At 68.1% G+C, this 19,119-nt stretch carries 20 protein-coding genes; 9 read left to right on the top strand and 11 right to left on the bottom strand.

Going from position 1 to position 19,119, the window contains the following annotated elements:
* Nucleotides 1-28 precede the first annotated feature (28 nt).
* The 8 genes from ftsZ to dnaE all read left to right on the top strand — a co-directional run bounded on the left by ftsZ (nucleotide 29) and on the right by dnaE (nucleotide 8,636).
* Nucleotides 29-1,240: a cell division protein FtsZ gene (ftsZ, locus tag ELQ90_RS05785; RefSeq protein ID WP_128494331.1), complete on the top strand. Its 1,212-nt coding sequence runs from the start codon at nucleotides 29-31 to the stop codon at nucleotides 1,238-1,240.
* A 4-nt stretch (nucleotides 1,241-1,244) separates the two neighbouring features.
* Nucleotides 1,245-1,919, top strand: a complete 675-nt coding sequence (locus ELQ90_RS05790) for a YggS family pyridoxal phosphate-dependent enzyme (protein ID WP_128494332.1) — start codon at nucleotides 1,245-1,247, stop codon at nucleotides 1,917-1,919.
* Nucleotides 1,920-1,955: 36 nt separating this feature from the next.
* Nucleotides 1,956-2,438 (top strand): cell division protein SepF, encoded by a 483-nt coding sequence (locus ELQ90_RS05795; RefSeq protein ID WP_128494333.1) that lies wholly within the window; start codon nucleotides 1,956-1,958, stop codon nucleotides 2,436-2,438.
* Nucleotides 2,439-2,445: 7 nt separating this feature from the next.
* Nucleotides 2,446-2,745, top strand: a complete 300-nt coding sequence (locus ELQ90_RS05800) for a YggT family protein (protein WP_279432122.1) — start codon at nucleotides 2,446-2,448, stop codon at nucleotides 2,743-2,745.
* A gap of 122 nt (nucleotides 2,746-2,867) precedes the next feature.
* A complete protein-coding gene (locus ELQ90_RS05805) occupies nucleotides 2,868-3,485 on the top strand; it encodes a DivIVA domain-containing protein (RefSeq protein ID WP_128494334.1) in 618 nt (205 codons plus the stop codon).
* Nucleotides 3,486-3,496: 11 nt separating this feature from the next.
* On the top strand, nucleotides 3,497-4,153 hold the full coding sequence (gene lspA / locus ELQ90_RS05810; protein WP_208020578.1) for a signal peptidase II: 657 nt from the start codon (nucleotides 3,497-3,499) through the stop codon (nucleotides 4,151-4,153).
* A 1-nt stretch (nucleotide 4,154) separates the two neighbouring features.
* On the top strand, nucleotides 4,155-5,078 hold the full coding sequence (locus ELQ90_RS05815) for an RluA family pseudouridine synthase (protein WP_243696035.1): 924 nt from the start codon (nucleotides 4,155-4,157) through the stop codon (nucleotides 5,076-5,078).
* A 90-nt stretch (nucleotides 5,079-5,168) separates the two neighbouring features.
* Nucleotides 5,169-8,636 carry a DNA polymerase III subunit alpha gene (gene dnaE / locus ELQ90_RS05820; protein ID WP_128494759.1) on the top strand — a complete coding sequence of 1,156 codons (3,468 nt, stop codon included), beginning with the start codon at nucleotides 5,169-5,171 and terminating at the stop codon, nucleotides 8,634-8,636.
* A gap of 118 nt (nucleotides 8,637-8,754) precedes the next feature.
* On the opposite strand, the gene ELQ90_RS05825 is transcribed toward dnaE, so the two are convergent.
* From ELQ90_RS05825 to ELQ90_RS05850, 6 genes are all read right to left on the bottom strand, one after another.
* Nucleotides 8,755-9,417 carry a DUF3618 domain-containing protein gene (locus ELQ90_RS05825; protein ID WP_128494337.1) on the bottom strand — a complete coding sequence of 221 codons (663 nt, stop codon included), beginning with the start codon at nucleotides 9,415-9,417 and terminating at the stop codon, nucleotides 8,755-8,757.
* Complete coding sequence (locus ELQ90_RS05830) at nucleotides 9,414-9,833, bottom strand: phage holin family protein (protein ID WP_128494338.1); 420 nt, start codon at nucleotides 9,831-9,833, stop codon at nucleotides 9,414-9,416. Before ELQ90_RS05830 ends, ELQ90_RS05825 begins: the two co-directional genes overlap by 4 nt.
* 2 nt (nucleotides 9,834-9,835) lie before the next feature.
* Nucleotides 9,836-10,693, bottom strand: a complete 858-nt coding sequence (locus ELQ90_RS05835; RefSeq protein WP_128494339.1) for a hypothetical protein — start codon at nucleotides 10,691-10,693, stop codon at nucleotides 9,836-9,838.
* A 171-nt stretch (nucleotides 10,694-10,864) separates the two neighbouring features.
* The gene (locus tag ELQ90_RS05840; protein WP_128494340.1) at nucleotides 10,865-11,659 is read right to left on the bottom strand and encodes an amino acid ABC transporter ATP-binding protein; all 795 of its coding nucleotides are present in this window, start codon (nucleotides 11,657-11,659) and stop codon (nucleotides 10,865-10,867) included.
* A complete protein-coding gene (locus tag ELQ90_RS05845) occupies nucleotides 11,649-12,305 on the bottom strand; it encodes an amino acid ABC transporter permease (RefSeq protein WP_128494341.1) in 657 nt (218 codons plus the stop codon). The genes ELQ90_RS05840 and ELQ90_RS05845 overlap by 11 nt, the downstream gene beginning before the upstream one ends.
* A gap of 29 nt (nucleotides 12,306-12,334) precedes the next feature.
* Nucleotides 12,335-13,177 (bottom strand): amino acid ABC transporter substrate-binding protein, encoded by an 843-nt coding sequence (locus ELQ90_RS05850; RefSeq protein ID WP_128494342.1) that lies wholly within the window; start codon nucleotides 13,175-13,177, stop codon nucleotides 12,335-12,337.
* A 329-nt stretch (nucleotides 13,178-13,506) separates the two neighbouring features.
* Here ELQ90_RS05850 and ELQ90_RS05855 point away from each other — a divergent pair, with 329 nt between their 5' ends.
* A complete protein-coding gene (locus tag ELQ90_RS05855; protein ID WP_128494343.1) occupies nucleotides 13,507-14,010 on the top strand; it encodes a DUF3145 domain-containing protein in 504 nt (167 codons plus the stop codon).
* A 146-nt stretch (nucleotides 14,011-14,156) separates the two neighbouring features.
* Here the strand turns inward: ELQ90_RS05855 and ELQ90_RS05860 are convergent, their stop codons facing one another.
* The 5 genes from ELQ90_RS05860 to ELQ90_RS05880 all read right to left on the bottom strand — a co-directional run bounded on the left by ELQ90_RS05860 (nucleotide 14,157) and on the right by ELQ90_RS05880 (nucleotide 19,118).
* A complete protein-coding gene (locus ELQ90_RS05860; RefSeq protein WP_128494344.1) occupies nucleotides 14,157-15,401 on the bottom strand; it encodes a beta-ketoacyl-[acyl-carrier-protein] synthase family protein in 1,245 nt (414 codons plus the stop codon).
* 155 nt (nucleotides 15,402-15,556) lie between these two features.
* Nucleotides 15,557-15,805: an acyl carrier protein gene (locus tag ELQ90_RS05865; RefSeq protein ID WP_108391126.1), complete on the bottom strand. Its 249-nt coding sequence runs from the start codon at nucleotides 15,803-15,805 to the stop codon at nucleotides 15,557-15,559.
* A gap of 83 nt (nucleotides 15,806-15,888) precedes the next feature.
* Nucleotides 15,889-16,893 carry a beta-ketoacyl-ACP synthase III gene (locus tag ELQ90_RS05870; protein WP_128494345.1) on the bottom strand — a complete coding sequence of 335 codons (1,005 nt, stop codon included), beginning with the start codon at nucleotides 16,891-16,893 and terminating at the stop codon, nucleotides 15,889-15,891.
* Between the two features lie 16 nt (nucleotides 16,894-16,909).
* Nucleotides 16,910-17,824, bottom strand: a complete 915-nt coding sequence (locus tag ELQ90_RS05875) for an ACP S-malonyltransferase (RefSeq protein WP_128494346.1) — start codon at nucleotides 17,822-17,824, stop codon at nucleotides 16,910-16,912.
* 91 nt (nucleotides 17,825-17,915) lie between these two features.
* Nucleotides 17,916-19,118 carry a PucR family transcriptional regulator gene (locus ELQ90_RS05880; protein WP_128494347.1) on the bottom strand — a complete coding sequence of 401 codons (1,203 nt, stop codon included), beginning with the start codon at nucleotides 19,116-19,118 and terminating at the stop codon, nucleotides 17,916-17,918.
* Nucleotide 19,119 lies beyond the last annotated feature (1 nt).

Below are 19,119 nucleotides of genomic sequence, written 5' to 3' on the forward strand. Positions count from 1 at the left end.
AGGTTGAAAGTTCTCACCGGAGGCGGACGTGACGACAAACCAGAACTACCTTGCAGTGATCAAGGTCGTCGGTATCGGCGGTGGCGGAGTGAACGCCGTCAACCGCATGATCGAGATCGGGCTCCGCGGAGTCGAGTTCATCGCGATCAATACCGACGCGCAAGCGCTCTTGATGAGCGATGCCGACGTCAAGCTCGACGTCGGTCGTGATCTCACGCGCGGGCTCGGCGCCGGCGCGGATCCCGAAGTGGGCCGTCGCGCCGCTGAGGACCACGCCGAGGAGATCGAGGAGGCCCTCGCGGGCGCCGACATGGTCTTCGTCACGGCCGGGGAGGGTGGCGGAACGGGAACGGGAGGCGCGCCCGTCGTCGCGCGCATCGCGAAGTCCATCGGCGCCCTCACGATCGGTGTCGTCACGAAGCCCTTCGGCTTCGAGGGCCGGCGCCGTCAGGGGCAGGCCGAAGCGGGCGTCGCTCGACTGAAGGAAGAGGTCGACACCCTCATCGTGGTGCCGAACGACCGCCTCCTGGAGATCAGCGACCGCGGTATCAGCATGCTCGAGGCCTTCGCCACGGCCGACCAGGTCCTCCTCGCCGGTGTGCAGGGCATCACCGACCTCATCACGACTCCGGGTCTCATCAACCTGGACTTCGCCGACGTCAAGTCGGTCATGCAGGGAGCGGGATCGGCGCTCATGGGCATCGGCTCCTCCCGCGGTGCGGATCGAGCGATCAAGGCGGCGGAGCTCGCCGTCGCGTCACCGCTCCTCGAGGCGAGCATCGAAGGTGCGCACGGTGTCCTGCTCTCCATCCAGGGTGGATCCAACCTCGGCATCTTCGAGATCAACGATGCCGCGCGACTCGTCCAGGAGGCCGTGCACCCCGAGGCGAACATCATCTTCGGAGCGGTCATCGACGACACCCTCGGCGACGAGGTCCGTGTCACTGTCATCGCCGCCGGATTCGACGGCGGCGAACCGCCGACCCGCGCCCTCGAGGGGGCCGCGGCTTCCGGGATCCTCACCTCGGGTGGCGTCATGACGGCCGTGGAGCCCGAGAAGGCCTCGTCGACGCCCGCCCCGTCGACATCGTCGGCTCCGGTCGCGTCGACCCCCGAGCCGCAGCGCGAGCCGGAGCGTCCGTCGACCGGCGCGTACGAGCGCGTCCACGTCTCCACCCCGGGGAACGACGCCGCCTTCGCCGACGAGGACGAGCTCGACATCCCCGACTTTCTGAAGTAGGAGGATGTCCGGGATCGACGAGCGCGTCGCGGCCGTTCGGGAGCAGGTCTCCCGGGCGGCCGCGCGCGCTGGCCGCGCCGTCGAGGAGATCACGACGATCGCGGTCACCAAGTTCCACCCGGCGAGCCTCGTATCGGATCTGTATGCGGCCGGGATCCGCGACGTCGGGGAGAATCGCCACCAGGAGGCCGAGGCCAAGGCGGCGGAGCTCACGGGCCTCGACGATCTGACCTGGCACTTCGTCGGCCAGCTCCAGTCGAAGAAGGCGCGACGTGTCGCACGCTACGCGAGGGTGGTGCACTCCGTTGACAGGGACTCCGTCGTCGACGCGCTCGACAGCGCGGACCTCCCGGTCGGGTGCTTCGTCCAAGTCGCCCTGAGTTCCGACGAACACCGGGGAGGGGTGTCCGTCGACGACGTCGAGCGCCTCGCCGAACGGGTCGTCGCCTCGCGGCACCTCTCCCTCCTCGGTGTCATGGCGGTCGCGCCGTTGGGGGAGGAGCCCCGAGCCGCCTTCGCCCGGCTGCGCACCGTCTCCGAGCGCATCACGACGATCGAGCCGTCGGCGTCGTCCATCTCGGCCGGCATGAGCGGCGATTTCGCCGAAGCGATCCTCGAAGGCGCGACACACCTGCGAATCGGAACCGCAATCACGGGCAATCGACCCGCGACACCCTAACCTCGAAGAGGAAGCAACCGCACGACGGAGGTACTGATGTCAAACCCGCTGAAGAAGACGATGGTCTACCTCGGACTCGCCGACGAGGAGCTCGACTACGACGAGCCCGCCGCCGAGCAGAAGCCCGCGAACGAGACCCCTCGCCCCCAGCAGCACCAGGCCCCGGAGGTAAAGGCTCCCGTGACTCCTCTCCGTAAGGCCCCGGCTCCCGTGCGTCAGCCGGCCCCGAGCGAGCTCAACGAGATCCTCACCGTGCACCCCAAGCAGTATCGGGATGCCCAGGTCATCGCCGAGAGCTTCCGTGACGGCGTCCCCGTCATCATCAACCTCTCCCAGATGAGCGACGCCGACGCGCGTCGCCTCATCGATTTCGCGAGCGGTCTCTCGCAGGGCCTCTACGGCAAGATCGAGCGCGTGACGAACAAGGTCTTCCTGCTCTCGCCGTCCCACGTCTCGATCTCGGGCGACCAGGACGTGCAGCCGGCCGAGACCGACGCCACCTTCTTCGCTCAGCGCTGACGGCGGGGTGGGCACGATCATCCCCTTCATCGGGAACATCCTCTACGCCGCCCTGCTCATCTACCTGCTGGCCATGTGGGCGAGGTTCATCCTCGACCTCGTGCGGACGTTCAACCGCTCCTGGCGGCCGTCAGGAGTCGGGCTGGTCGCTGCTGAAGCGGTCTACGTCGTCACCGACCCGCCGATCCGGTTCTTCCGCCGGGTGCTTCCTCCGGTGCGTGTCGGCCGCGCTGCCCTCGACTTCGGTTGGACCCTGACGATGCTCTGCGTCCTCGTCGCCATGATCCTGGTCGGTTTCCTCCGCTGACCCTTGGCCCCTGTATTCTGGAGTCGACCGCACGCCACGCGGCCCTGCGCGGCGTCGAGCCGTGTCAGGGTTTGCTACCGTTGCAAGGTCATTCCGATCGAAACAAGTGAAGGTGGTACGCCATGGCGCTCACGCCCGAAGACGTCGTCAACAAGCAGTTCCAGCAGACCAAGTTCCGCGAGGGCTACGACCAGGACGAGGTCGACGACTTCCTCGACGAGGTCGTCGTCGAACTGCGCCGCCTGATCCAGGAGAACCAGGACTTGCAGGAGCGCCTCTCGCAGGCGGAATCCGGTGCCCCGGTGTCCGCCCCCGCGGAGTCGACGTCCACGCCGGAGCCCGTCGCCGCTGCGCCGGTCGCCGAGCCCGTGCCCGCTCCCGTGCAGGCCACCCCGGTCCCCGACGAGTCGGAGAGTTCGAACAGCCTCCTCGTTCTCGCCCGTCGCCTCCACGATGAGCACGTCCGTGAGGGCGCCGAGAAGCGCGACCAGCTCATCGCCGAGGGCAACGCCACCGCCGCGCGGGTCGTGGCCGAGGCCGAGGCGAAGCAGCAGGAGGAGCTCCAGAAGCTCAACGAGCAGCGTTCGGTTCTCGAGCGCGAGATCGAAGAGCTCCGCACCTTCGAGCGTGAGTACCGCGAGCAGCTCAGGAGCTACATCGAGGGTCAGCTGCGCGACCTCGACAGCGGCGCTGCTGCGTCGACGGGCGGCATCGCCGCGACCGTCGGCGACAACCACTGACGCTTCGGGACTTGACCACTCGATCGACCGACACAGCCACGCGGCGGACGCTTCTCGTCCTCGCCGTCGTGGCTGTGTCGGCGTTGGTGCTCGATCAGCTCTCGAAGTACCTCGTCGTCTCCTCGATGACGGAGGGCGAGCGCATCCCCGTGCTCGGCGAGTTCCTCGTCCTGTTCTACGTCCGTAACCCCGGCGCGGCGTTCTCCTTCGCCGAGGGGGCCACGTGGATCTTCTCGCTCCTGGCTGCGGCCGTGAGCATCACGATCATCGTCCTGGCTCGACGGATCCGGTCGAAGCTCTGGGCCGTCGTGTTCGGACTCCTGCTCGGCGGCGTCCTCGGCAATCTGACCGATCGGCTCTTCCGCGAACCGTCCTTCGGTCTCGGGCACGTCGTCGACTTCATCTCGACCCCGTGGATGCTGCCGGCGATCTACAACGTCGCGGACATCGCAATCGTCGTGAGCATGGCGATCTTCATCCTGCTCACGATCCTCGGCGTCGGTATCGACGGCACGCGGGCCAAGAACTCCGACGACGCCGAGGTCGGGACCGGCAACGCCGACGACGTGACCGAGGGCGACGATGCCGCGAGCGACCGGCGTGATCGCAATCCGGCCACGACGTCCGCGACCGATCCGAGCGTCGATCCCCAAGAGCCGAAGGCGTGACGTGAGCGAGTCCCGATCCCTCTTCGTCCCCGACGGTCTCGAGGGCAGCCGGGTCGATGCTGCGCTCGCGAAGATGCTGGGATTCTCGCGCAGCTTCGCGGCGGAGATCATCGAGGCTGGCGGCGTCTCCGTCGACGGCCGCGTCGCCGGGAAGTCGGACCGGTTGTCCGGAGGTGCCTGGATCGAGGTCGTCTGGCAGCCGCGCGCTGAAGCGACGATCGTGCCGATCGCCGTCGACGACCTCGGTATCGTGCACGACGACGACGACATCGTCGTCGTCGACAAGCCGGCCGGAGTCGCGGCACACCCGTCGGTCGGCTGGAACGGCCCCACCGTCCTCGGAGCCCTCGCAGCGGCCGGTTTCCGCATCTCCACCTCCGGTGCTGCCGAACGTGCGGGGGTCGTGCACCGCCTCGACGTCGGGACGAGCGGCCTCATGGTCGTCGCGAAATCCGAGCGCGCCTACACCGAATTGAAGCGGGCCTTCCACGACCGCGAGGTGAACAAGATCTACCACGCCCTCGTGCAGGGCCACCCCGATCCCTTCGCGGGCACGATCGACGCGCCGATCGGCCGTCATCCGAAATCCGACTGGAAGTTCGCCGTCACCGCGGCGGGCAAGCCGTCCGTGACGCACTACGAGACCCTCGAGGCCTTCCGGAGCGCGACGCTCCTCGAGATCCATCTCGAGACCGGCAGGACCCACCAGATCCGGGTCCACATGGCTGCGCAGCGCCACCCCTGCGTCGGCGACCCGCTGTACGGCGCCGACCCGTCGTTGTCGGAGCGGCTCGGTCTCACACGGCAGTGGTTGCATGCGGTCCGGCTCGGATTCGTCCACCCCGGCACCGGCGAACCGGTCGAGTTCAGCTCTCCGTACCCGACGGACCTGCAGCACGCACTCGATGTCGTGGGTTCCGATTAGCCTGGCATTCCTCACGCACTTTAGTTCGGAGAACCCGTGACTCGAACCTCTGACTCCTTCGTCCACTTGCACGTGCACAGTGAGTACTCGATGCTCGACGGCGCCGCTCGCGTCAAACCGCTCATCGAGGCGGCCGTCACCGAGGGCATGCCGGCAGTTGCGATCACCGACCACGGCAACGTCTTCGGCGCGTTCGACTTCTGGAAGACGGCGACCGACGCCGGTATCAAACCGATCATCGGCACGGAGGCGTACCTCACCCCGGGCACGCACCGCACCGATCGCACACGCGTGCGCTGGGGCGACGGGGGAGGAGACGACGTCTCGGGCTCGGGCGCCTACACTCACATGACCCTGCTCGCGGAGAACACCGAGGGCATGCACAACCTCTTCCGGTTGTCCTCGAAGGCCTCCATCGAGGGGTACTACTTCAAGCCCCGCATGGACCGCGAACTGCTCTCGACCTACTCGTCCGGTCTCATCGCCACGACGGGCTGCCCGAGCGGTGAGGTGCAGACCCGGCTCCGGCTCGGTCAGTACGAGGCGGCGCGCGACGCCGCAGCGGATTTCCGCGACATCTTCGGCGCCGAGAACTTCTTCTGCGAGATCATGGACCACGGGCTCGGCATCGAGCGCCGCATCATGACCGATCTGCTCCGGCTGGCCAAGGAACTCTCCCTCCCGCTCGTCGCCACGAACGACCTTCACTACACCCACGCCCACGACGCCACGTCGCACGCTGCCCTGCTCTGCGTCCAGTCCGGCTCGACGCTCGACGATCCCAATCGGTTCAAGTTCGATGCCGACGAGTTCTACCTCAAGTCGGCGGCCGAGATGCGGCAGATCTTCCGCGACCACCCCGATGCGTGCGACAACACCCTCGCGATCGCGGAACGCTGCGATGTGAAGTTCAACACGAGCGCGAACTACATGCCCCGCTTCCCCGTCCCCGAGGGCGAGACGGAGGAGTCCTGGTTCGTGAAGGAGGTCGACCGCGGGCTCGACGTGCGCTACCCGGACGGCGTGCCCGCCGAGGTCCGGGCGCAGGCGACCTACGAGGTCGGCGTCATCACGCAGATGGGATTCCCCGGCTACTTCCTCGTCGTCGCCGACTTCATCAACTGGTCGAAGAACAACGGCATCCGCGTCGGTCCCGGGCGCGGATCCGGAGCCGGCTCGATGGCGGCGTACGCGATGCGCATCACCGATCTCGACCCCCTGCGCCACGGCCTCATCTTCGAGCGCTTCCTCAACCCGGATCGGGTCTCGATGCCCGACTTCGACGTCGACTTCGACGAGCGTCGTCGCGGCGAGGTCATCAAATACGTCACCGAGAAGTACGGCGACGAGCGCGTCGCCCAGATCGTCACGTACGGCACCATCAAGGCGAAGCAGGCCCTCAAGGACTCCTCGCGCGTGCTCGGCTTCCCGTTCGGCATGGGCGAGAAGCTCACGAAGGCGATGCCGCCGGCCGTCATGGGCAAGGACATCCCGCTCACGGGCATCTTCGATCGTGACCACCCCCGGTACAAGGAGGCCGCCGACATCCGGGCGGTGGTCGAGAGCGACCCGGAGGCGAAGACCGTCTTCGACACCGCTCTGGGGCTCGAGAACCTCAAGCGCCAGTGGGGTGTGCACGCGGCCGGCGTGATCATGTCGTCCGACCCGCTCATCGACATCATCCCCATCATGAAGCGCGAGCAGGACGGCCAGATCGTCACGCAGTTCGACTATCCCGCATGTGAGTCCCTCGGGCTCATCAAGATGGACTTCCTGGGGCTGCGCAACCTCACGATCATCGACGACGCGCTCGACAACATCGAGGCGAACCGCGGTTTCCGCCCCGTCCTCGAAGACCTCGAGCTCGACGACCCCGAGGCCTACGCGTTGCTCGCCCGTGGGGACACCCTCGGCGTCTTCCAGCTCGACGGCGGCCCCATGCGGTCGCTCCTGCGCCTCATGAAGCCCGACAACTTCGAGGACATCTCCGCCGTCATCGCGCTCTACCGTCCCGGGCCCATGGGTGCGAACTCGCACATCAACTACGCGCTCCGCAAGAACGGTCAGCAGCCGATCACCCCGATCCACCCGCAGCTCGCGGAGCCGCTCGAGGAGATCCTGTCCACGTCGTACGGCCTCATCATCTATCAGGAGCAGGTGATGGCGATCGCGCAGAAGGTCGCCGGCTTCTCGCTCGGACAGGCCGACATTCTCCGTCGAGCCATGGGCAAGAAGAAGAAGTCTGAGCTCGACAAGCAGTTCGAGGGATTCTCCGGCGGCATGCGCGCGAACGGCTACTCGGACGATGCCGTCAAGATGCTGTGGGACATCCTGCTTCCGTTCTCCGACTACGCCTTCAACAAGGCGCACTCGGCGGCCTACGGCGTCTTGAGCTACTGGACCGCGTACCTAAAGGCGCACTACCGCGCCGAGTACATGGCGGCTCTCCTCACGTCCGTCGGCGACTCGAAGGACAAGATGGCGATGTACCTCAACGAGTGTCGTCGCATGGGGATCAACGTCCTGCCTCCGGACGTCAACGAGTCGATCGGCTTCTTCACGGCCGTGGGTGAGGACATCCGCTTCGGACTCGGCGCGGTCCGGAACGTCGGAAGCAACGTCGTCGACGGCATCCGGCAGGCGCGCGAGGCGAAGGGGCGCTTCGAGAGTTTCCACGACTTCCTTCGCAAGGTCCCGCTGCCCGCCGCCAACAAGCGCACGATCGAGTCGCTCATCAAGGCCGGGGCTTTCGATACTCTCGGCGCCACCCGGCGTGCCCTCGTCGAGGTGCACGAATCGGCCGTCGAATCGGCGGTCAAGATCAAGCGAGACGAGGAGAACGGCAACATCGGGTTCGACTTCGACTCATTGTTCGAGGAGGTCGGCGTCACGCCCGAATCGCACGTGCCGTCCCGCCCCGAGTGGTCGAAGCGCGACAAGCTCGCCTTCGAGCGCGAGATGCTCGGCCTGTACGTCTCCGACCACCCTCTCGCCGGGCTCGAGGCACAACTCGCGAAGCACTACTCGACGACCATCACCGACCTCACGTCGTCCGAGCACACGCAAGACGGCGATCAGGTGACGATCGCGGGACTCGTCACGAGCGTGCAGCACCGCGTCGCCAAGGCCTCCGGCAACCAGTACGGCATCATCACGGTCGAGGACTTCAGCGGCGAGATCTCCGTGATGTTCATGGGGAAGGCGTACCAGGAGTTCTCGCCGTCGCTCGTCGGCGACTCGATCGTCGTGGTCCGCGGGCGCGTGAGCATGCGTGACGACGGCATGAATCTTCACGCGTACAGCCTCATGGCGCCGGACCTCGGTCAAGCCGACGCGTCCGGACCGCTTCACCTGAGCGTGCCGGACTTCCGAGCCACGACCGACACGATCACCGAGCTCGGCGTCATCCTCGACCGGCACCGTGGCGACACCGAGGTGCGACTGAAACTCATCAAGGGAGACGCGGCTCGCGTGTTCGAGGTGCCGTATCCGGTCTCGGTGACGGCGGATCTCTACGGCGAACTCAAGTCCCTGCTCGGACCGAACTGCTTGAGTTGACGGCTCGACCGAGCGTCGGTCGACCTGCGGAGCGCGGACCGACCGGACGGGACGACCGCCGGCGAACGGGGCCGTGGCGATCATGCCGCCGCGACCCCGTTCGTCTCTCGTACGTCGATCAGCTCGTCGCGTCTCCCTGGACGGCGTGACGGGCGCTCTGCGCCTCGTCCTTGACGTCGGACGTGGCACTCTGGGCCTCGTCCTTCACCGTCTGCGCCGCGTCGGTCGCCTCGCCCTTGACCGTCTGGGCGGCGTCGGTCGCGTCGTCCTTCACAGCGTTCACGGCGTCCATCGCGGGATCCTTGAGGTTGGCAGCAACCTCCTTGCCGAGGGACTGCGCACCCTCGACGAGAGGCTGAGCGGCATCCTTCACGTCGGCCGCGAGCTCCTTCTCCTTCTCGCTCGCGGGGACGAGCGAGGAGACGAGGAGCCCGACTCCGAAGGCGATCAGACCGACCGCGAGGGGGCTGCCCTGCGCCGTCGAGACCGCCTTGTGCGGGAGATCTCCGGCGGACGAGCCGAGGGAAGACGCGTGACCCGAAACGGAGTCCTTCGCGCCGTGCGCAGCATCCGAGACGGAGCCCTTGACGTCGGAAGCGACCCCGAAGACGCGGTCCTTGACGGAGCTGATGGCGCCCTTGGCCTTCGCCTTCTCGCGGTCGACGATCTTCGACGGCGTCACTTTGTCGGCGAGAGCGTCGACATCGCTTCCGAGCGAGCTGCGTGTGCGCTCGATCTCCGCGCGGATGGCGTCCGGGTTCTGGGAGGAGGTGTCAGTCATCGGTTTTCCTCGTTCTTCTTGAGTGTTTCTGGAATCTTCTTGACGGAGTCGACGGTGCGGGGCATGCCCTGCACCTCCTTCATCGCCTTGCGGCCCGACGCGAACAGGATCGCGCCGATGATGGCCCAGATGACGGCCACGACGACAGCGGACCACCCGTTGTCGATGAGGTGGCCGAGTCCCCACCACAGCGCGACGGAGAGGAAGAAGACGGCCATGAGGCCGGCGTACCCGGCGGCTCCCATGAGCCCGGCTCCCTTACCCGCGCGAGATGCGGACTGCTTCAATTCGGCTTTCGCGAGCTCGACCTCCTGCCGGAACAGGGTCGAGATGTCACGTGAGACCTCCGAGAGCAGATCACCGAGCGAGGTGTTCGCCGCCTTCTGCTCGGAGGGAGTGGTGGACGGATCGGTCATGATCAGTACGCTCCGCCGGCCGGGTTGCCCGCGCCGGTGCCCGGAGTCCCGTAGACGGGCGCACCCGCGACGCCGCCGACCGAGTCGGTCGAGGTGGGGGGAGTGTAGGACGTCGGCGTCGCGTGGGCCGTCGTCGCCGTCGCGTCGTAGCCCGGCGTGGCGGTCGAGGCGTCCGGTGTCGACGAGCTCGACGTGGCCCCATCGGCGGCCGAATCCTTCGCCTCGCTCACGAGGCTGCGCGTCAAGCGACCCGCGAGGACTCCGGCCACGGCGGCGACGGCGATGAACGTGCCGGGCTTCCGGCGCGCGTAGTTCTTGACCTCCTCGAGGAGCGACCCCGGGTCGCGGTCCTCGAGCCACGTGGCGACGCCGCTCGCTCGCGAGGCGGCCTGCGAGACGAGGTCGGCGGCGATGCCGGGCTCGGTCGACGAATCGGCCATGCCGCGCAGCTCGTCGCTCAGGGCGTGAAGGCCGCTTGCGACCTTCTCCTGCTGGGCGCCCGCCTGCTCCGTGAGCTGCGCGCGCGTCTCGTGGACGAGGTCCTTGGCCTGGCGCTTCGCGGTCGAGGCGACGTGGCCGGCCTCCTCCTTCGCCGTCGAGGCGACTCCCTTCGCGGAGTCGGCTGCCGTGCCCCCGACGTTCTTCGCCGCGTCGGCTGCGGAGCCGCCGACGTTCTTGGCCTGCTCCTTCGCGGTGTCGGTCATGCTGCCCCCCGTGGAGGACGAGGAGTCCGAGCCCGTGTCATGGCTCGTTCCGGTGACAGGCGGCGCACCGACGACGGGCGGAACCGGGGTGGACGGAATGCCCGTCGACCCCGAGCCGCCCACGGGGTACGGCTCGGACGGATAGTTGTCAGTCATGGCGAATCCCTCTCGATATTCCGATGAGTAGGTTCGCTCGACGCAGCGAGCGACCTCTGTCGAGTTTTCGCTCTCTCGACGACCTGCGACAAGCACTCGCAAAGTGACCCGTTTGGGGCTATATTCGTGCGCCCGCGTGATATTCGGGGATGGCGACGGGTTGTGGCCGTGCTAGAAGGGCCGCATGAGGCGCTCGAGGAAACGCCGGGTGCGCTCCTCGCGGGGGGCCGTGAAGATCCGCTCGGGTGCTCCGCGCTCGAGGACGACGCCGTCGTCGAGGAAGAGCACCTCGTCCGCGACGTCGCGCGCGAAGGCCAGCTCGTGTGTCACGACGGCCATCGTCCAGCCCTCGTCCGCGAGGTCCTTCATGACGGACAGGACGTCCCCGACCAACTCGGGGTCGAGTGCCGACGTCGGCTCGTCGAACAGCAGGAGGCGGGGGCGGAGCGCGAGCGCTCTCACGATACCGACGCGCTGCTGCTGGCCGCCAGAGAGCTCCGAGGGGTAAGCGTCGCGTCGGGCATCGAGTCCGACGCGCTCGAGCAGCGAGCGGGCCTCGGCGATCACCTCTTCGCGCGGACGCCGCTGCACGCGCATGGGCCCCTCGATGACGTTCTGCATGACCGTGAGGTGCGGGAACAGGTTGTGCTGCTGGAAGACCATCGCCGAGAGGTCGCGGAGCCGGTTCCGCGTCGCGTCATCCACCGGTCCCGAGAAGTCGATGTCGAGGCCGGCTCCCGGTGCGCGCACGACGCCGCCGTCCGGCCGCTCGAGCCCGTTGAGGGAGCGCAGCACGGTCGTCTTGCCGGAACCCGACGGGCCGATCAGACACACGACCCGGCCCGCCCGCAGTGTGAGGTCCACCGACGTGAGGACCGCCGTCGACCCGAAGGACTTCGCGAGCCCCGTGACGTCGAGGACCGTCTCGGCCTCGGACGGCGGGGGAGTGATCGGATCAGGCGACATGGCGTTCGAGCCTCCGTTCGAGGGTGCCCTGCCCCGCGGACAGCACGAGGCAGATCACCCAGTACAGGACCGCGGCCTCGATGTAGAGGAGCAGGAACTCGTTGGAGAACGCGGCGATCTGCTGCGCCTTCCGGAACATCTCGGTGACGAGGATGAGAGAGGTGAGCGCCGTGTCCTTGACGAGACTGATGAACGTGTTCGACAGCGGGGGGACGGACACGCGTGCCGCCTGCGGCAGGATGATCCGTCGGAGCGCGAGCCAGCGAGGCATGCCGATCGTGTAGGCGGCCTCCCACTGGCCGCGCGGGATCGACAGGATCGCGGCGCGGATGATCTCCGCAGCGTAGCCGCCCACGTTGAGCGAGAGGACGATGATCGCGCTCGGCCAGGAGGGGATCGTGACGCCGACGGACGGCAGCCCGAAGAACACGACGTAGAGCTGCACGATGAGCGGTGTACCCCGGATGACGGAGATGTAGAACCGGGCGATCCCCGACAGCCACCACCGGGGTGACAGCCGTGCGAGGGCGGCGAGCAGCGCGACGGCCAGCCCCAGCACGAACGATACGAGCGCGAGGGGGATCGTGCCGGTGACCGCACCCTGGATGAGAGGCCAGAGCGACGAGAGGATGAGTTCCACGTCCATCGAGAGCCTCCCTCCGATCGCGATTTGCCCTACTCGCTCACGTCCTCCCCGAAGTACTTCTCCGAGATCTCCGCCAGCGTACCCTCAGCCCGAAGATCGGCGAGGGCCTCGTCGACGGCCTCGACGAGGTCGTCGCTGCCCTTACGGAACGCGAAGGCGTTCTTCGAGGCGTCGTCGGTCTCGTCGACGATCTTGAGGCCCGTCTCGCCGCCCCTCGTCTGCTCGTAGTCGAGGAACGTGAGCTCGTCGTTGACGGTCGCGTCCACGCGGCCCTGACGGAGCAGTTCCGCCGCTTGCGCCCACCCTTCGACGGCCTCGACGGAGGCGCCGTAGCTCTCCGCGACCTCGAACCAGTTGCTCGTGAGCGATTGCGCCGACGTCCGTCCCTCGAGGTCCTCGAGGGACGTGATGTCCGTCGTGTCCTCCGCTACGACGAGCACGCCGGGGGAGACCGTGTACGGCGTGCTGAAGTCGTAGTCCTCGAGGCGTTCCTCATTGATCGAGACCTGATTGGCGATGACGTCGAAGCGCCCGGCGTCGAGACCGCCGAAGATGCCGTCCCACTGGGTCTCCTCGAACTCGACGTCGACGCCGAGTTCGTCGGCAACGGCCGTGATGACCTCGATGTCGTAGCCCGTGAGATCGCCGGAACCGCCCTCGTGGAAGGAGAACGGTCGGTAGGTCCCTTCGGTTCCGACGATGAGGACCCCCGCGTCCTGGACCTCCGCGAGGGTCAGCCCGCCCACCTCCGGCGATGCGGATGAGCCGGCACCCGAGCCGCCGGACGAGCACGCGGAGAGCGCTGCCGCTGTGATGAGGACGGCCGACGCGACGACGGAGCGACGGAGAGGGGTTCGCGAGGTGCTGGACATGACGTTCCTTCGGTGTGACGGGGCCGGGAGGACGCGGGTTCGCGGCGCTCTCGGACGAGCGGATCGGGGGTGACCACGACTGATGAATGCTAGGCCAGGAAGCGCTTCGGTCCGACATCGTGTGACCGATCGTGACGCCGACGGCGCCGACGTCATGGTCGAGGGTCGCACGCGGGGACGTGACGAACGACACGGGTGGTGTTCCTCAGGATCGTGCGGCATAATCAACGGTGTCGGTGGTGTCGTGTATACCACCGCCGCCAACCGAATAGCACCGCTCATCCACACCTGGTCGTAGGGGAAGACGTATCAGGATGATGGAGGATGAAATGGTGGCATCTGCTGCACGAGGGATGATCTTCATCCACTCGTCACCACGCGCGCTCTGCCCGCACGTCGAGTGGGCGGCCGGGCGCGCCCTCGGTCGCGCCGTGAACTTCTCGTGGACCGAGCAGCCGGTCCTCGCGGGCTCGCAGCGCGCGGAGTTCTACTGGGACGGGCAGCAGGGGATGGGCGCGGCGATCGCGTCATCGCTTCGCGGGTGGGAGCACCTCCGCTTCGAGGTGACCGAGGATCCGAGTCCCGGGTCGGACGGCGGCCGATGGCTGCACACTCCCGACCTCGGCATCTTCTACGCGCAGACGGACAGCGCCGGCAACGTCGTCGTGCCAGAGGACCGGATCCGCTACGCGATGGACGTCGCGGGGTCCGACCCCGTCGAACTCCAGCGCGAACTGCGCGTCGCCCTGGGCCAGGCCTGGGACGACGAGCTCGAGGCGTTCCGGCACGCGAGCGACGACTCGTCGGTCATCTGGCTGCATAAGGTCGGCTGACCGCCCCACAGACCCGGTCGTCGCCCTGGCGTGGACCGTGACCGTCGGACGGCTTCCCGGCGGCACGAGTGGCGAAACGACGACGATCGAGAAACGAGAGAACCCCCGGCGGAAGGCTTCCCGCCGGGGGTTCTCCGCGTCCTGCGTCAGCCGGCGAAGGTGCGGAACGCCGCGACGGCATTGTGCCCGCCGAAGCCGAACGAGTTGCTGATCGCGATGTGCTCGCCGGTACCGAGATCACGCGGCGACGTGACGACGTCGAGGGGGATCTCCGGGTCCGGGTTCTCGAGGTTGATCGTCGGCGGGATCGTGTTCTCGTGCAGCGTCTTCACGACGAAGAGCGCCTCGATCGCGCCGGCCCCGCCGAGGAGGTGGCCCGTCGACGCCTTCGTGGCGGTGACGGGGATCCCCTCGAGGCGGTCGCCGAAAACCCTCTTGAGGGCGTTGTACTCGGCGATGTCGCCGACGGGGGTCGACGTCGCGTGGGCGTTGATGTGCGCGACCTCGTCGAGGCCGTAGCCGCTGTTCTCGACGGCGGCTCGCATGGCGCGGGCCGCCGCGGACCCTTCCGGATCCGGAGCAGTGATGTGGTACGCGTCGCTCGTCACGGCGCCGCCGAGGAGCTCGGCGTAGATGCGGGCGCCGCGCGCCTCGGCGTGTTCGAGCGTCTCCACGACGAGCGCCGCCGCGCCCTCGCCGAGGACGAAACCGTCGCGGTCGACGTCGTAGGGACGTGAGGCGGTCGCGGGGTCGTCGTTGCGCTTCGAGAGCGCCTGCATGGCGGCGAAGGACGCGAGGGGCAGCGGGTGGATCGCCGCCTCCGAGCCACCGGCGACGACGATGTCGGCGAGACCTGCCTGCAGGTGGTCGTACGCGTTGGCGATCGACTCGGTGCTCGAGGCGCACGCGGACACGACGGTCCGCTCGCCGCCACGGGCGCCGAGATCCATGCCGATCGCCGCGGCCGGTCCGTTCGGCATGAGCATAGGGACGGTCATGGGCAGGACGCGGCGGGGGCCGCGCTCGCGCAGCGTGTCCCACGCGTCGAGCAGGGTCCAGACGCCGCCGATGCCGGTGGCCCAGTCGACGAGGAGCCGCTCGGGGTCGACCTCCGGCGTTCCGGCGTCGGCCCAGGCTTCACGCGCCGCGATGAGCGCGAATTGGCTCGAGGGGTCGAGTCTCTTGGTCTCCTGCCGCGCGAGGACGTCGACGGCGGGGACGGTCGCTTGCGCCGCGAACGTGATGGGAAGCGACAGTTCCTCGACCCAAGGCTGCTCGAGCGGCCGGGCGCCGGAAGCACCCGAGAGGAGGTTCTCCCACGACTCCGTGGCGGTGCCTCCGATCGGCGACGTCGCGCCGATCCCGGTGATGACGATTCTCTTCGTGGTCATGACGACAACTCCTTCTTCGGTCACGGTCCGTTCGCGGTTCCGCGACGGTGGTGCCCGGGGCGACCGTCAGACCGCCGGTGCGCCGACAGGATCACCCTGTCGGCGCACTCTCGCGGTGCTCCGGGTACTACCGGGAGGAGGGACGATCGTCCCGCTCAGCCCTGCGCCTTGACGATGAAGTCGACGGCGTCGCCGACCGTCTTGAGGTTCTTGACCTCTTCGTCGGGGATCTTCACGTCGAACTTCTCCTCGGCGTTGACGACGATCGTCATCATCGAGATGGAGTCGATGTCCAGGTCGTCCGTGAACGACTTGTCCAGCTCGACGGTGTCGGCGGCGATCCCGGTTTCGTCGTTGACGAGCTCGGCGAGGCCGGCGAGGACTTCTTCGGTGGACAGTGCCATGGTGGGTTTCTCCTTGAGTGTCGTATGACCGCGAAACAGTCTATGGGGGTGGGTGCGCCGCCGTCGCGCGGCGGCGCGGGGGATCAGGGGAGGACGACGACCTGTGCGCCGAAGACGAGCCCGGCACCGAAGCCGATCTGCAGCGCGAGACCGCCGCTCAACTCGGGGTGCTCCTCGAGCAACCGGTGCGTCGCGAGAGGGATGGACGCGGCCGACGTGTTTCCGGTGGTCGCGATGTCGCGGGCGATCTCGACGTGCTCAGGCAGCTTCAGCTGCTTGGCGAACTCGTCGATGATCCGCATGTTGGCCTGGTGCGGGATGAAGGCCGCGAGGTCGTCCGCCGTGATGCCGGCGGCGTCGATGGCCTGCTGTGCGACCTTCGCCATCTCCCAGACGGCCCAGCGGAACACCGTCGGGCCCTCTTGACGAAGCGTCGGCCAGACGGCCTTGCCGTCGCGATAGTCGACGAGCGTCCCGCTCATGCTGACCGCATCGGCCTTCGAGCCGTCCGAACCCCATACGGTGCCCGAGATGCCGGGGAAGTCGCTCGGGCCGATGACCGCGGCGCCCGCGCCGTCGCCGAGGAGGAACGAGATGCTGCGATCGGTCGGGTCGACGATGTCGGAGAGCTTCTCCGCGCCGATCACGAGCGCGTAATGAGCGCTGCCGGCCCGGATGAGCGCGTCGGCCTGTGCGACCGCGTAGGCGTACCCCGCGCACGCGGCGTTGAGGTCGTAGGCCGCGGCGGGGTTTGCGCCGACGCGGTCGGCGACGACGGCCGAGATCGACGGCGACTGGATGATGTTGCTGATGGTCGCGACGAGCACGAGGTCGATGTCGGCGGGGTCGACTCCGGAGCGTTCGATCGCCTCGCGGGACGCCTCGGTCGCGAGATCGACGGCGCTGATGTCGGCCGACGCGCGCGTACGGGTGATGATGCCGGTGCGCTGACGAATCCACTCGTCCGACGAGTTGATGGGGCCGACGAGGTCGTCGTTCGGGACGACCCGGTCACCACGAGCCGCGCCCATGGCGAGGATCCGGGTGAACTGGGCGCCCGTCGACTGACGGAGAACTGGGCGTGTCATGGTGTCCTTCGGTGTCTCAGGCTGCGATGAGGTCCACGGCGGCCTGCAGGTCGTCGGGTGTCTTGACGGCGACGGTCGGGACTCCTTTGAGCCCGCGTCGTGCGAGGCCCGTGAGGGCACCGGCCGGTGCGACCTCGATGAGCCCCGTGACGTCGGCGTCTGTGAACGCCGCCATGCACGCGTCCCACCGCACGGGGGAGGCGACCTGGGTGACGAGGAGGTCGAGGAAGCGGGCGCCGCTCTCGACGCGGGACCCGTCGTTGTTGGTCCAGAGAGGCATCGTCGGGTCGGACGCCGTCACGTCGGCGACGACGCCGGCCAGATCGGTGCGAGCGCTCTCCATGAAACGCGTGTGGAAGGCGCCGGCCACCTGGAGCGGGATGACGCGCGTTCCGCGAGGCGGCTCCGCGGCGAAGGTCGCGAGATCGTCGAGCCGACCGGCGAGGACGATCTGGCCGCCGCCGTTGTAGTTCGCGGGGAAGAGGCCCGCGGCCTCTGCCGCCGCCTCGACGTCGGAGGACTCGCCACCGAGGACGGCGCTCATGCCCGTCGCCTCCTCGCCCGCAGCCCTGGCCATGGCGAGAGCACGTGCACGGACGAGCCGGAGCGCCGAGGCGTCGTCGAGGACGCCAGAGATCGCCGCGGCAGTGAATTCCCCGACGGAATGACCGGCGACACCGCCCACTCCCGCGAGAGCACCTCGCGCCGACAGTGCGTGAGCCGTGACGAGACCGGCGGCGACGATGAGCGGCTGGGCTATCGCGGTGTCACGGATGGTGTCGGCGTCGGACTCGGTGCCGTGTCGAACGATGTCGATGCCGGCCGCTTCCGAGTACTCGCCGAGGAGCTCGGGGATCCCGTCGAGGTCGAGCCAGGGACCGAGGAAACCGGGGGTCTGTGAACCCTGTCCAGGGCACGCGAGGATGATCACCTGAACAGTCTGCCAACACACGGGGGCATCGTGCTGTCGACATGCCACGAACATTCACCTTGAGCGTTGGTGGTGTCGCACAAGCTGGACGTCATCCGCCCCGGCGCGAGGACCGGCCGTCCTGATCGGCGATCGACCCGAGAATGAGGGCCGACTGCAGGATGAGCGACTCCCGGGCCCCCGTCGCGTCCCAGCCGATGACCTCGGAGATGCGCTTCAGGCGGTACCGCACGGTGTTGGGGTGCACGAACAGCTCGCGAGCGGTGGCTTCGAGGGACCGCCCGCTGTCGAGGTAGCTCCACAACGTCGTCGCGAGCTCCGCGGAGTGGGCCATGAGAGGACGGTAGATGCGTTCGACGAGCGTCGCTCGCGCGAGAGGATCGCCCGCGAGAGCCCGTTCGGGGAGCAGATCGTCTGCCGCGACGGGTCGGGGCGCATGCCGCCACGAGCGCGCGACGGCGAACCCGGCGAGAGCAGCACGGGCGCTGCGGGAAGCGTCGACGAGACTCTGCACCTCATGACCGAGCACGAGGTGACCCGGGCCGAACCCGGGCTCGAGTCCCGCCGCGATCTCCAGGAAGGACAGGACCGGTGGAACCGCCGAGCCGTCCTCCGGGTCCTCCACTCGCGGTTCGGCCCGTCCGATCACGAGCACGAGCCGTTTGCCCTGCACGCCGATGAGCACATCCGCGGCCATGTGGCGAGCCGTGCGGCGGAGCTGGTCGACGTCGAGCAGGGGAGGCGTCGTGCCGACGAGCACGGCGACCTCGCCGTGACCGTGCCACCCGAGCGCTGCGATCCGACTGGGGAGCTCGTCGTCGGTCTCACCGGTGAGGATCGAGTCGACGACGAGGGCCTCCAGGCGCGCGTCCCACAGGCCCCGGGCCTCGGCTGCTCGCGCGTACACGTCGGCGGCCGCGAAGGCGATCTCGCGCGAGTAGAGCAGGATCGCTTCGCGAAGGTCCTCGCCACGGCCGGCAACGCGTTCCTCGACGACCTCCACGGTCACGCGGATGAGCTGCAGCGTCTGCGTGAGGCTCACCGATCGGAGGAGTTCGCGAGGAGCCGCGCCGAAGACGTCCGCTGCGATCCACGGCGTCGCGCGCGGGTCGTCGTACCACGCGATGAACGAGCTGATTCCCGCCTGGGCGACGAGGCCGACGGCCGATCGTCGCCCAGGAGGCATGTCCGCGTACCACGGCAGTGTGTCCTCGAGGCGACCGAGGGTCACCGTCGCGAGCTCACCGGAGATCCTGCGCAACCACGCGAGGGTCTCGACCTTGGTCCTGGGCACG

The organism is Labedella phragmitis (genome assembly GCF_004078635.1).
In the GTDB taxonomy this organism is placed as follows: Bacteria; Actinomycetota; Actinomycetes; order Actinomycetales; family Microbacteriaceae; genus Labedella; species Labedella phragmitis.

Coding starts and splice junctions, on each gene's coding strand:
- ELQ90_RS05850 (WP_128494342.1), bottom strand. CDS start 13,177: ATGTCCAGCACCTCGCGAACCCCTCTCCGTCGCTCCGTCGTCGCGTCG.
- dnaE (WP_128494759.1), top strand. CDS start 5,169: ATGCTCGACGGCGCCGCTCGCGTCAAACCGCTCATCGAGGCGGCCGTC.
- ELQ90_RS05870 (WP_128494345.1), bottom strand. CDS start 16,893: ATGACACGCCCAGTTCTCCGTCAGTCGACGGGCGCCCAGTTCACCCGG.
- ELQ90_RS05830 (WP_128494338.1), bottom strand. CDS start 9,833: ATGACCGATCCGTCCACCACTCCCTCCGAGCAGAAGGCGGCGAACACC.
- ELQ90_RS05855 (WP_128494343.1), top strand. CDS start 13,507: ATGGTGGCATCTGCTGCACGAGGGATGATCTTCATCCACTCGTCACCA.
- ELQ90_RS05865 (WP_108391126.1), bottom strand. CDS start 15,805: ATGGCACTGTCCACCGAAGAAGTCCTCGCCGGCCTCGCCGAGCTCGTC.
- ELQ90_RS05825 (WP_128494337.1), bottom strand. CDS start 9,417: ATGACTGACACCTCCTCCCAGAACCCGGACGCCATCCGCGCGGAGATC.
- ELQ90_RS05795 (WP_128494333.1), top strand. CDS start 1,956: ATGTCAAACCCGCTGAAGAAGACGATGGTCTACCTCGGACTCGCCGAC.
- ELQ90_RS05790 (WP_128494332.1), top strand. CDS start 1,245: ATGTCCGGGATCGACGAGCGCGTCGCGGCCGTTCGGGAGCAGGTCTCC.
- ELQ90_RS05840 (WP_128494340.1), bottom strand. CDS start 11,659: ATGTCGCCTGATCCGATCACTCCCCCGCCGTCCGAGGCCGAGACGGTC.
- ELQ90_RS05845 (WP_128494341.1), bottom strand. CDS start 12,305: ATGGACGTGGAACTCATCCTCTCGTCGCTCTGGCCTCTCATCCAGGGT.
- ELQ90_RS05805 (WP_128494334.1), top strand. CDS start 2,868: ATGGCGCTCACGCCCGAAGACGTCGTCAACAAGCAGTTCCAGCAGACC.
- ELQ90_RS05860 (WP_128494344.1), bottom strand. CDS start 15,401: ATGACCACGAAGAGAATCGTCATCACCGGGATCGGCGCGACGTCGCCG.
- ELQ90_RS05835 (WP_128494339.1), bottom strand. CDS start 10,693: ATGACTGACAACTATCCGTCCGAGCCGTACCCCGTGGGCGGCTCGGGG.